9 protein-coding genes and 1 pseudogene are annotated in these 12,787 nt (G+C 31.0%); 3 read left to right on the forward strand and 7 right to left on the reverse strand.

Annotated features, from left to right (window positions below; all coding sequences use genetic code 11):
• Positions 1-13: 13 nt before the first annotated feature.
• Together ABF633_RS19705 and ABF633_RS19710 are read right to left on the reverse strand one after the other, a co-directional pair.
• Positions 14-1,234: an RNA-guided endonuclease InsQ/TnpB family protein gene (locus ABF633_RS19705; protein WP_415526253.1), complete on the reverse strand. Its 1,221-nt coding sequence runs from the start codon at positions 1,232-1,234 to the stop codon at positions 14-16.
• A 70-nt stretch (positions 1,235-1,304) separates the two neighbouring features.
• Positions 1,305-1,478, reverse strand: a complete 174-nt coding sequence (locus tag ABF633_RS19710) for a hypothetical protein (RefSeq protein ID WP_415526255.1) — start codon at positions 1,476-1,478, stop codon at positions 1,305-1,307.
• On the opposite strand from ABF633_RS19710, the pseudogene ABF633_RS19715 reads away from it, so the two are divergent.
• Positions 1,423-1,731, forward strand: a pseudogene (locus ABF633_RS19715) (sulfite exporter TauE/SafE family protein); the annotation flags it as partial. The gene ABF633_RS19710 and the pseudogene ABF633_RS19715 overlap by 56 nt on opposite strands.
• Before the next feature lie 214 nt (positions 1,732-1,945).
• On the opposite strand, the gene pepT reads toward ABF633_RS19715, so the two are convergent.
• The 4 genes from pepT to ABF633_RS19735 form a co-directional block, all read right to left on the reverse strand.
• Positions 1,946-3,169 (reverse strand): peptidase T, encoded by a 1,224-nt coding sequence (gene pepT / locus ABF633_RS19720; RefSeq protein ID WP_415526257.1) that lies wholly within the window; start codon positions 3,167-3,169, stop codon positions 1,946-1,948.
• Positions 3,170-3,531: 362 nt separating this feature from the next.
• Positions 3,532-5,526: a methyl-accepting chemotaxis protein gene (locus ABF633_RS19725; RefSeq protein ID WP_415526259.1), complete on the reverse strand. Its 1,995-nt coding sequence runs from the start codon at positions 5,524-5,526 to the stop codon at positions 3,532-3,534.
• Positions 5,527-5,902: 376 nt separating this feature from the next.
• The gene (locus tag ABF633_RS19730; protein WP_415526261.1) at positions 5,903-6,499 is read right to left on the reverse strand and encodes a hypothetical protein; all 597 of its coding nucleotides are present in this window, start codon (positions 6,497-6,499) and stop codon (positions 5,903-5,905) included.
• A gap of 17 nt (positions 6,500-6,516) precedes the next feature.
• Entirely contained in the window at positions 6,517-10,575 is a 4,059-nt protein-coding gene (locus ABF633_RS19735) for an AAA domain-containing protein (protein WP_415526263.1), read from the reverse strand.
• A gap of 195 nt (positions 10,576-10,770) precedes the next feature.
• Between ABF633_RS19735 and ABF633_RS19740 the strand changes: the two genes are divergently transcribed.
• Positions 10,771-11,049: a hypothetical protein gene (locus ABF633_RS19740; RefSeq protein WP_415526265.1), complete on the forward strand. Its 279-nt coding sequence runs from the start codon at positions 10,771-10,773 to the stop codon at positions 11,047-11,049.
• A 48-nt stretch (positions 11,050-11,097) separates the two neighbouring features.
• The gene (locus tag ABF633_RS19745; protein ID WP_415526267.1) at positions 11,098-12,012 is read left to right on the forward strand and encodes a lysostaphin resistance A-like protein; all 915 of its coding nucleotides are present in this window, start codon (positions 11,098-11,100) and stop codon (positions 12,010-12,012) included.
• Between the two features lie 27 nt (positions 12,013-12,039).
• Here the strand turns inward: ABF633_RS19745 and ABF633_RS19750 are convergent, their stop codons facing one another.
• Positions 12,040-12,627, reverse strand: coding sequence for a hypothetical protein (locus ABF633_RS19750; protein WP_415526269.1), 588 nt, complete (start codon positions 12,625-12,627; stop codon positions 12,040-12,042).
• Between the last annotated feature and the right edge of the window lie 160 nt (positions 12,628-12,787).

Consider the following 12,787-nt stretch of genomic DNA (forward strand, 5'->3'; position numbering starts at 1 on the left):
TTTTTTATGTAATTTATGCACTTTTACTTTTCTCGTATATTCTTATTCCTTCATTTCGTATATTTACTGAAGCATTTTCATCTCTGTCATGAGTGATACCACAATTCTTACAAGTCCATACTCTTTCTGATAACTGTAATTTATCATTTATACTGCCGCAGGAGCTGCAAGTTTTTGATGAAGGATACCACTTATCTATTTTTATAAGGTGTTTCCCTCTATGCTGCAGTTTGTATTCTAAGAAATTTCTAAACATGCCAAAGCCATTATCCTGTACATTTTTCCCTAAAGACAGACATTGAGCAATATTTCTAAGGTTTATATCCTCTATACAGACTGCATCATATTTCTGTGACAATTCAAAACTCTTTTTATGCAGCCAGTCTTTTCGCTGATTTGATATTTTTTCCTGCAGTCTTGATATCTTTGATTTTTGTTTACACCAATTTTTTGACTTTAGTTTTTTTCTTGTGAGCTTTCTATATTCTTTTTTCAGCTTTTCTTCATTCTCCCTATAGTAATGAGGATAATTGGCTTTCTCGTCCTCACTGCTTACATAAAAAGAAGTTTGTGAATAATCAAGACCAATAAAATTTTCTGGTGTTATTTCCTTTTCTTCTTCATAATATTCTACTGTGAAAGATATGTAGTATTTACCCCTGCAGTCCTTTGACACTGAAGCAGTTTTAATACAATATCCTTCTGGTATTTCTCTATGTTTAACAAACTTTATCAAAGATTTAAGTTTGGGTATTTTCACATAGCATTCATCTACTATTGATATTGTTCCCTTTTGGTTGTTGGTAGTAAAAGAATGATGGTTTTGCCTTTTACTTTTGAAGGATGGCATTCCCTTTATATCTCTAAATGTCAGTATTTTACCTGTGGTTTTTTCAAGTTTTTTTGACTTTTTCCGGTAGGTTTTACCATCATATTCCTTATTGTATTTTTTTAATGCTTCTTGAAAATCAAGCTGGACATTTGCAAAGGCCAGACTGTCTATTTCCTTCATATACTCATACTCTTTTTTTATGGCTGCAGGTGTAGGAAATTTTATAGTTCTATAATCCACCTTTCCATTTACATAATTCTTATTTTCAAGCTTCTCATATAATATGTCTACATAGATATTGTATAATTTTCTTGTGCATCCAAAGACTTTTTCAAAATACTCTTTTTCTTCCTTAGTAGGTTTTAATCTGTATTTATAACCTTTATTTCTTTTAATACCCACCTTTCCACCTCACCTATGCCTTGATTCTCTATATAATTTTTAATTACATCTATAATCTCACCAACAGTTGTTATAAGTCAGTAAATTCTACTTGAGAAATATTCTTTCCATAACTGCTTTCTTCTATTCGTAAAATTCTTCTTTTTACAAGTATAATAACAGCGCATTTATATAACTTCATGTGATGTGGATTATTCGGTATTGGAGGTGGAACCTTAATCATACCCTGCCTAATGTATATCATGGGCTTTAGCCAGCTTATGGCACAAGGAACTTCTTTAGCTATATTGTTACCTCCTGTTGGGCTTCTAGGTTTTTTAGAATATTATAAGAGGGGAAATGTAAATGTAATTGCAGGAATTTTAATATGTATCACTATGTTTATAGGTACAAAATTCGGTGGAAGATTTGCAAATACTCTTCCTCAAGATATTATGAAGAAGGCTTTTGCCGTATTTTTAGTTCTCGTGGCAGTAAAAATGTTTTTTGGAAAATAGAATACTTTTAAATAGGTTATCTCAAAAGAAATAATTATCCATTAAATCTCATATAATCTTATTCGCTTAATAAAAATAAAATTTTAATAATTATTTTTATTAGTAGAAAAGGTAAAAGGCAAACTATACCCTGGAGCTATCACAGCCTCTTTTCCGTGTCTATCTTACAGAATACAGTTTACCCTTCTTTAAACATCCTATTAAAATTACAATTCTATTTAGAGTGAAGTTCTATTATTTTTAGTATTACATCCACAGCTTTATCCATGGCTAAGGTTGGTATAAACTCATATTTACCATGGTAATTGTGTCCTCCTGTAAATAAATTAGGTGTTGGCAGTCCCATAAAGGATAGTCTTGCACCATCTGTACCTCCCCTTATAGGACTTACTATAGGGGTAATTCCCACTTCCTCCATAGCTTTATAAGCTACATCTACAATGTATTTTACAGGCTCAATTTTTTCTTTCATATTATAGTATTGATCCTTTAACTCTACAGTAACTGTTCCTTCTCCATACTTTCCATTTAAAAATTCTGCAGTAGAAAGCATAAGCTTTTTCCTACCTTCAAATTTATCTCTATCAAAATCTCTTATTATGAAGTAAAGCTTAGTGCCTTCAACTTCACCATTAATGGAAATAAGGTGGTAAAAGCCTTCATAACCTTCTGTATACTCTGGTCTTTCATTACAAGGAAGCATATCAATAAGTTCTGTGGCTATATGCATTGAATTTATCATCTTATCTTTGGCTGTTCCAGGATGAACATTTCTTCCCTTAACAAATATCTTAGCAGAAGCTGCATTAAAATTCTCATATTCTAATTCACCAATCGGTCCACCATCCACGGTATAAGCAAAGTCTGCTCCAAATTTCTTAACATCAAAGTGATCTGCACCTTCACCAATTTCCTCATCTGGCGTAAAACCAATTTTTATTGTACCATGAGGTATTTCTGGATGCTTAACAAGATATTCCACAGCCGCCATTATCTCCGAAACTCCTGCTTTGTCATCTGCACCTAAGAGAGTTGTTCCATCTGTAGTTATAAGATCTTTTCCTATATAATTTGTTATTTCAGGAAAATCCTTTGGTGATAGCACTATGCTTTCTTTTTCATTAAGCACTATATCTTTACCATCATAATTTTTAACTATTTGAGGATTAACATTTGTAGCTGTCATATCTGGACTAGTATCCATATGGGATACAAATCCAATAGTTTTTACCTCTTTATCTATATTTTTAGGTAAAGTGGCCATTATATATCCATTCTCATCCATAGATACACTCTCAAGTCCCAGTTCTTCTAGTTCTTTTTTTAATTCTTTACCTAAAACCAACTGTCCCTTTGTACTGGGTGTTACTCTTGTATTTTCATCAGATTTAGTATCATACTTTACATATTTTAATAATCTTTCTACTGCACTATACATAACATATTCCTCCTGCTTATTTAATTGTCTTATAAACAGAGTTCTTAGCATCAGTATTTTTGATACTTAGAACTCGTTGTCCTTTAGGCTAAATCGTTATCTAGAGACGTAGCCACTCTTTGCTCTAATTTTATCATCTTTTTTTATTTCTTTAATATATTGTTCCTAATTAATAATTATAATTCATTACAACTAAATAACTCAATAGCTATAATATAATCATAATGCTAGAAAAGGCTTTAAAATGACATATAATTAAAGTCATTTTAAAGCCTTTTCTTTACCTTACGACCTTGTATTGATAAATAAATATATAACATTTAAATGAATAATTGTCAGGTTAAATATATTTACTCATAACTTTATACTGTAAATTTTTTAACCTTATCTGTTAATTCTGAAGCCGCATTATTTACTCTTTCTGCGTGATTCTTAACTTCTTCTGCGGAAGCTAACATCTCCTCAGAGGAAGCTGATATCTCCTGTGAAGAAGCTGACACTTCCTCTGCTACAGCGGAAACATTTTGAACCTTCATCAATACATCATCCTTAGTTCTCATAACTGTATCTATAGAATTATTTGCCTCATTCATTATAGGTCCTACTGCATTAACTGCATCAACTATATCATAGAGAATTATAATTGTATTATTTGCTGCTTCTGCCTGATGCTCAAGAACATCCCCTACATTGCTAGAAGTAACTTTAACCTCATTTGTCTCACTGCCAATAGACTTAACTAAAGATATTATCTCCTGTGAAGATTCTTTAGATTGCTCTGCTAGTTTTCTTACTTCTTCAGCAACCACAGCAAAGCCTTTTCCATGCTCTCCCGCTCTTGCAGCCTCAATAGCTGCATTAAGTGCAAGTAAATTTGTCTGCTCAGATATTGCATTAATAACATCTGTGATATTACCTATTTTAGAAACTGAATTGGAAAGACCATTTACCTTTTCCAATACATTATCAAAGGCCTCTTTTACATCACAAATGTTCTGTATCAACACATTAATCTGCTCACTACCTTCTTTTGCCTTATCTTCACTGTTTTTTATTTCTTCATTAACCTTTAAGAGCTTACTATTGGCAGCATCTAATTCCTTAGTAAAATCTGATACCATATTTACTACATCCATCAAATCCTGTGCTTGTGAAGTTGCTCCGCCGGCTACATCCTGTATGGCATTTGAAACTTCATTTACAGAAGTAACCATTTCACCAGAGGTTTGCGATAATACAGCTGCAGATTCGCCTATGGTAAGTGCAGTACTTTTTACATCTGATATAGAATTTCTTACTCTACTAATAGTCTGACCTAGTTTTCTTGACATATGACCAATTTCATCTTTACCTTTAGAATTTACTTCTATAGTAAAATCTCCCTCTGCAAGCCTATTCATAGATTCAGAAACCTTTACTATTGGACCCGAAATTAGCTTTGTGATAAAAAATGAAAGAATTGCACATAATATTATAGCTATTATAGAAAGCGTCACAGTAGTTTTTAATATCATACTACTTGTCCCCATAAGCTCTGCTTTTGGTATATTAGCTACAAATATCCAACCAAGACTAGAGTCATAGTCATAAGCTGCAAGTTTATCCTGTCCATTGTATGTATACTCTGTAGTACCCTTTTTATTTTTAATTATCTTATTTGCTACATTAATTTTTAAGAAATTTTTGTTAAAAATTTCACCTTTATTTCTATTGATTATCATAGTACCATCATTTTCAATAACATACATGTCTCCAGCTTTACCAATAGTCATATTTGTAAGCAAATCTTTTGATATAGTTGTTAGATCAACACTTTGCAATAAAATACCTTGAAACTGATTATCAACAACTATAGGCTCTGAAATTACAATTACAGGATTACCCGTAGTTGCACTCTTTTTAACCGGTGATATATAAGTTTTATTATTATTTTTTGCTCCTGTAAAATAATTCTCCTGTCCTAAATCCTTAGTTTCAAGAGATCCTTCATTATCTACTATACATTTTCCGTTCTTATCAGTTAATGCAATATTAGCATAATACGGAAAATCTTGATTCATTTCTTTAAGTACAGCTTTTATACTATCCTTTGCTGCATTACCCTGATTAGAATTATTAATCGTTTTCACATAATCTTTTATTAAATTACTTGCTGCATTTTGTTTTCCTATATTTCCTATAGTCTTTATCTTATCCTGAATAAAAACTTTACTCAAATTTTCTTGCCCTTGTAAGGTATCAAAAGCTGAATTCATATTGGAAACTTTGGTCTCAAAATAGTTAATTGCTCCAATTACTATAACTGGAATAAGTGCAAAGGATAGAAAATATAACATAAATTTACTTCTTAGCTTCATTAGATTACCCCCTATAAATGTCTATACTTATTATATCGAAGGTTTAAAGATAAAATTAACATATAAATTCTATCTTTGTAGTTATTTAATTCATACTAGTAAGAAATGGCGAACTAAAAAGACAGTTGAAAGTTGAGAGTGATGGATATTTTTTCTCCGCTACACTACGGAAAAATAATTAATTTAAAAGTTTTTCATAGCATAGCGGCGAAAAAGCATCATTAACTATTAATTCTTAATTCATAACTCTTAACTCTTAACTCTTAACTGATTTTCAACTTTACACTATCCACTATCAACTTTCAGCTAAGAAAAGTTGTTTCGTACTTTTCTTAAATAACTGATTGGACCATACATAATAATTCTTAGATACTTTTTAGTTCAAAATCTTTATACTCTTAGCCATGCCCAATATATTATTCTCATTGCCTTTATAAAAATCCGGGTTTACTAAGGCATAAAAATCATAATGCTTTCCATTTTGAAATATTATTGCATGAGTAAGTTTCTTTTTATTTTCATCCCCAGTAACAATAATTCCTTTAGTACCATCATCAGTAGAAAAATCCTCTATTTTTTTTCCTTCTTGTTTATATTCTTCTCTCTCAAAATCAATATATCCATCTGGAGCTTTTTCACAAAAAGTTCTTATATCATTACCGTCTTTATAATATATTAGTGCACCATCTTGAGTTTCACTCTCTATAATATCAGTCCATTGTTTAGGATATTCTATTCTATAGGCAAATTTTGCATTGATATATACGTTTTTCGCTGATGTATTAACAATATCCTTATTAGCCTTATTCTCCGCATTATTCCCAATGGCGGCTGTATCATTTATAGAAACTGATTCCAAAGTCTTCTCTTCTTGTGTCTTATTGCTATTTTTATCACAAGCTAATAGAGTAAATAGAATTATGAGTAAAAAAATAATTATTCCTATAGTCCTTTTACTACTCAAGTGGCTCACTCCTCTGAAAATTATGACTAAGCTATTATTTTCTTAATTCCAAGATGTTTAAGTCTAGACCATAAGCGTTCCATAGTTTTTTCAGGATCTCTATAGAACTCACTGGCTCTTATCTTATGAAAAGTCCATCCCACTCTTTCCAGCGTCATTTGACTTTCATGACCCGTTTCCCACTCTTCTAGTCCATTCCATTCTCCATCATCACATTCTATCGCAACTCTACTGCTATTTCCTTCCACCACAAAATCAACTTTATAATGCTTTAGATTTACTGCTGGTGTTATATTGTATCCCCTCTTAGCTATCATTCTAAATACTTCTTTGTGAAAATCACTTTGGAACACATATTCTTCTTTTGCTTTATCTTCCTTAACTACAGAAGGATCAAGGCAATATCTTAATAACTTGGTTCTAACACAGTCTGGATTTAAATTTTCTGTATTTATAGAGTAAAATAACCAAAGCTGATTTTTTGCCCTGCTTACTGCTACATTGAATCTTCTTACATCAACCTCCCTGGTAAGTGCTGTAAATCTCACATTGTCCCCTACCACCATAGACAAAAATATTATATCCCTTTCATCTCCTTGAAATGAATAAGCATCCCCGCATATAAGTTTCCTGTTCATCATTTCTTTTTCGCCTATTTTTTCTCTTATTAAATTTTCAATAAGCTCTGCCTGTACATCTCCAAGAAGTGATATAACTCCCATAGTCATACCTTCGTACCTTCTATCATCACAGCATTTAACTATTTGTTCTGCTAAAGCCTTTGCTTCATTTACATTTATATTCTTTAATTTATCTTTTAATCCATCCACTACTTTTACTGCTTTTATTGGCGAACTAAATAATTCTGTTCTTTTAGGGTGTCTTAAAGGTATTATCTCACCGGAATAGCATAAATCATTACTAAATCCTATAATATCAGGTAAGCATCTAAAATGTTCTTTTAGCAAAAGTCTATCCGGGAAAACCCTAAGGGCTGTATTGTACAAACTTGTCTCTAAATCGAACCATTCCCCATGAGGTATACCCTTTAAATATCTATCAATAAGATCATTTACCATATCTTGATCTATACCTACTGCCTGAGGACTTATCTGTTTATCATCTCCTACAATTACAGCTCTTTTGGCTCTAAAGAGAGCACAAATGGAAAATATATCACTCTGACTGCTTTCATCAAAGATTACCACATCAAAGGGTGTACTGCTATTTAGTTTTATATTTTCAATAACCTTATTTAAGGGCATAATCCATACTGGTATACAGTCCTTGCATATTTCCATTTCTCTTTGAGCCATGCTCCTGTATTTATCAGTAAACTTACCTTTGCCTCTTCCTATTTTTTTCACTGCCTGAAGCCACGCATAAAGACTTCTTTTCTGAGAATCTGTAGTATGGTTTATCTGATTATACCAGGATTTTTTAGCTACTAATTCCTTTATTAAAGCCTTTTCTTTTTCTTTTTCTCCCTTTAATAATCTCTCTATAAGTTCTGGTCTGACCTTATGAACCTTTTCCAACATGCTGCTGAATTGCCTCCATTTCCATGACATATTCAACTCTTTAAAGCTACTTCTATCCTTGCTTTCATAGAGCTTCATAGAGAGCATAGGTGCTAATTTTTCAAGCTTTCCCATATATAAATTGATTTCCTGTATACTCTTTGATAATTCCTTTAGCCTTATGACTTCTTTATAACTCTCCTTAATATTTTCTATGTCCATGTTTTCAACAGCATTACCGAGCTGCTGAAACTGTGATACATTGTTACAAAGCTTCTTTATATTGTTTATATACACTTTGTCTTTTTTATACTCATTTATATGCTTTAGACTTATTATGCCATTTTTGAGATAAGTATAGGTTTCTTCCTCATACCAATTAATTTTATTAAGGAAAGCTATTTGTCCTAAAATATTTATAATTTTACTCTTAAAATCCATGTTCCAATCAATAACTCTACCTAAACCCTTTACGCTTTCTTCAAGAACCATCATAGAATTAACGCCAAAATCTTTTATCTGAAAAGCTCCATAATCCTTCATGGTGTTATTCCATAAACTCTTAAATTCCTCTTCTAAAGCTAACTTTTTTATATATATACTTAATATTTCAGCTTCATCTCTTGAAGTTATTGGTTCTGAATCCACAAAGCAATTATTAAATATATACGCATATTCATTGTGCATTACCTTAAAGACTTTAGTTATTTTACCTCTTGCCCTAATAATATCGTATATATATTGAAAATCCAATTTAAACTTATTAAAATCATCTATTTCCGGTACCTGCACTTTATGAACTGTAAGTCTTCTTTGAATTTCTGAAAGCTCTGTTACTAAAAAATTACTTCTTATATATAAATGCTTTAATATAGGCCTCACAATTTCACTGCTATAATAACATTTCATTACATTATTCAGCCAGGAACCCTCTATCTTTTTCATATTTTTCTCTGCCCTTGATAAAATATCTATAAGTTCCTTATAATTTATATTTGAATCATAGCTTAATGACCAATCCTTTAAATTATTTTTATATTCCTCATACCTCGAATCTGTCTCTTTAAAACTATCTATTTTTAAGCATATATCACTGCAATCAGGAAGTGCTGATAATACATTCATTATGCTATTTACTTTAACTATATCCTCTCTTTCAACAGTATTTAAAAGATACAACAACCGTAAATATTGCTGCTCCGTAAGAGGGCAATTGCTCTCAAGCTTTATATCATCCTCTATCCATGAATATTTTCTTTCATTTAATCTTACCCATTTTGCTATATCCATTAATTTGCTTATAGTACCTTGAAACCTTAGCTTTTTATTTTCAATACATTCAGCTTCTTTTAATTTATCATATAAATCCTTCTGCCTATTTTTACAATTTTCCAATTGTCTTTTAATAGGTATCATTTCTCTTTTTATATTATCCTTATTCATAGCAAGATTTTCTGTAATAACTCTTACTGATTCATCTAATTCTCTAAGAGCTTTTGTATCGTCTCCCAAAATACTCATACATAAAGGTTTTATTTCTTCTGGTATATTTTCTGATAAAACTCTTAATGCTCTCCCAGTTTGACTGGTAATTAAAACCCTCTTTCCATGGGCCAAAAGATGACATATTAAATTTACAATAGTATGACTTTTTCCAGTACCAGGCGGGCCTTGTACAACTACTCCAAAGTTTTCAGATAATTTTTTAACTATTTCCTTTTGTTCTTCATTACTGGAAAGTGGAAACAAAAGATTTTTCCCAATTTCCTGCCATCTAGCTTTTACCTTTAAATTTTCCTGTATTTCTTCTGAACTGACTAGGGCCTCTATAGTAGGTGGAACTTCATATCCATTATCTATTGCCTTTAAAATATTAGTCAATTCATTATGCCACAATCTATGATCAGTCTTTCGTATTATAACTGCTGGAGCATTATAAAATACAGGATATTTATTTGGATTAATATCCTGGGCAGTACATATATCCCTTTGAATTTCTTCCTGAGGACTTATGTCTGAAGTTAAATAATGTAATATCTTATGTAGTATATTTTCTACAGCTTCCAAATTCCTTAGATCTATAGATGAATTTTCCACAGCTTCTTTTATTTCTAATAATTTATCTATATTAGGAATATTTATCCCTGAGAATATATCAAACTCCATATTTATTTTTCTATCATAGGGCCTTAAAAAGAAAATACCTTTTTCTGCATCAAAGCAAAGCTCCATTTTTGTTGTAAAAATAGGATGTTTAATCTGTTTATCCTCCGTAGTCCAAGCAAGAATATAACTTCCCCAAATGATTTCAAAACTTTCTCCACTTTTCTGTACAGAAAGATATAATTGAAAGAACTCATCATACAGTTCCTTATTACTGCTATCAATGTAAAACCAGTTTTCCTCTTCACCTTGGTTACTTTCCAAATTATTACTAGTTGTATTTAAATCCCCTTGCCAATAAATTTTTTCATATTGATTTATATTTCTTATTACATCCTCGTCCATATTCTTTATGCTCAATAGATATGAAAACAAATTTTTTACCTTTGTCCTACAATTCATATTTATCACCTCTTAAGTTTCTCCTATTACCATCTACAAACTATTATACCATATTTTTCTAAATATTTTTGATTAAATTTCCTACAAATGTTTCCTTAAATTTCACATAAGATACTTAATTTGATATAATTATTGTCGTAAATGAAATATACAAGAAAATATTGGCGGTGACTAAATTTAAAGGAGATGTTGTGTATGACTGATTCAAATAATTTTCATGAATATAAAAAAATATTGGAAAAAATGTATCTAAAAATCAAAAAACCCCGCCATATATCCACCTATGATAAAAAAGATTTAGAAAGCATGATTAATAAAATTGATAATACGAATCACAACCTTAACACTACCCTATTAACTAGAATAAAAGAAAATTTAAAGAGTTTAAAGTTTACTGGGCCTGAAAAGGATATTGAAAAAAATAAAAAAGATTTATTGGATGCAGTGTCACAATTGATATCTTGGCTAGGATAAATTTAATAACAAAATAATTTTAAAATTCACCAAAACAGGAGGTCCTACATGTTCAAAAATATTTTTATTAACAAAAATTCTCAGCCAAGAGCTGGCTGGAAAATAGCTATCGTATTTATTTTCTTTATTATACTTACATTCATAGCTCAAATAGCTGTTGAGATTGTTTATACTATAATTCAACTCTTATACCATCAGGATTTACTTAAGACTGCCAGCGACCTAAACAAATCATTAACTTTAAGTACTCCATTGGGCTTTATATCTACGATTTTACAATGTGCTTGCATGATTCTAAGTATAGTTATCTTTTGGAGAAAATTTGACAAGAAGCCTTTAAGAGACATTGGCCTGATTAATCTAAAGGATGGCTGTAAAGATCTCATTATAGGCTTAATTTTCGGTGCAGTTACTTTGACCATAGTGTTTTTTATACTGCTTGTTACTGGCAATGTAAAGCTTATAGCCCCTTTAAACAGACCTAATTTTAATATATCTGCTTTAACAGGTCTAATATTATTCATTTTCGTAGGTATAAATGAAGAAATGTTTGCCAGGGGTTACTGCTTTACAGTACTTAAACAGTCCACCAACAAGTGGATAGCCCTAATAGTGTCATCTATTATATTTGCTGCCATGCATTCTCTAAATTCAGGCATAAGCTTTCTCAGTTATGTAAATTTATTTTTATTTGCCCTTTTGGCTATGTATATGACAATCAAATCAGGAAATTTATGGCTTTCCATAGGTCTTCACATAACTTGGAATTATTTTGAAGGAAATGTATTTGGCTTTTTGGTCAGTGGAAATGAAACTAATGGCATATATAATGTAAGAAATACTGCTGATAATATAATTAATGGCGGACAATTTGGTCCAGAGGGTGGTCTTATAGTTACCTTAGTACTAATTTTATCCTTTTTATTCATTTGGAAATTTTACAAACGTAAAATAATGCAATAGAAGGTTTGTCTTATAGACAGCCTCCTTCTATTCTATATTTATACTTAAACATTCCTGTATTTTATTAACCTTTATCTCATCAATTATATTTCCAATATTGTCTCTAAAATCTCCTTCTACAATAAAATCAGCTTTATCCACAACTTCACTTGCTGATTTTTTAATGTTTGAATTTTGCGTATTCTTTAGCATTATAAAGACTCCAGGCTTCACAATATTTCTAAGACTATTTGATTCACATATTATTAAATTGTTTTTAGAGATCTCTGCTAGAAAATACTCTATACCTTCCTTAATGTGAGCTTTTAATACTTTAAGCCAATATACTCTTTCAGCTCCAGCTGCAAGTAAAAGGGAAGTATCCTTATTACTCTCTGAAATTTTTTCTTCTATTAATTGAAAATTTTCTTTTATATTAGTACAAACTCCACAACCTTTTCCACCCCTAGGACACTTCCCATTTTTTTCTTCAATGGTAGTTATTTTTAAGGCTATAATTGGAAATCTATCTTTCCAATTTCTAATTAAACTAGCTGCAAGAGTTGTCTTTCCACTATTACGTCCCGAGGAACCTATTAAAAGCATTTGTGGAAGATATATAAGTTTATCCGCCATAATTTTTTCACTCCTTTATTAAACTTTTATCCAATGACTAACCGCAGCAACACCCAATCATACTTCCTAAAGCCCTGTAAAGCATTCATACAAAATTACATGGAGATAAACAGAGTTCTTTGTTTCAGGTGGAGTTTTTTTCTCCAGCTGAAACTTAGAA

Origin of the sequence: Clostridium sp. (assembly GCF_047718555.1) — a bacterium.
In the GTDB taxonomy this organism is placed as follows: domain Bacteria; phylum Bacillota; class Clostridia; order Clostridiales; family Clostridiaceae; genus Clostridium_I.

Coding starts and splice junctions, on each gene's coding strand:
- ABF633_RS19710 (WP_415526255.1), bottom strand. CDS start 1,478: ATGATATACATTAGGCAGGGTATGATTAAGGTTCCACCTCCAATACCG.
- pepT (WP_415526257.1), bottom strand. CDS start 3,169: ATGTATAGTGCAGTAGAAAGATTATTAAAATATGTAAAGTATGATACT.
- ABF633_RS19725 (WP_415526259.1), bottom strand. CDS start 5,526: ATGAAGCTAAGAAGTAAATTTATGTTATATTTTCTATCCTTTGCACTT.
- ABF633_RS19735 (WP_415526263.1), bottom strand. CDS start 10,575: ATGAATTGTAGGACAAAGGTAAAAAATTTGTTTTCATATCTATTGAGC.
- ABF633_RS19740 (WP_415526265.1), top strand. CDS start 10,771: ATGACTGATTCAAATAATTTTCATGAATATAAAAAAATATTGGAAAAA.
- ABF633_RS19745 (WP_415526267.1), top strand. CDS start 11,098: ATGTTCAAAAATATTTTTATTAACAAAAATTCTCAGCCAAGAGCTGGC.
- ABF633_RS19750 (WP_415526269.1), bottom strand. CDS start 12,627: ATGGCGGATAAACTTATATATCTTCCACAAATGCTTTTAATAGGTTCC.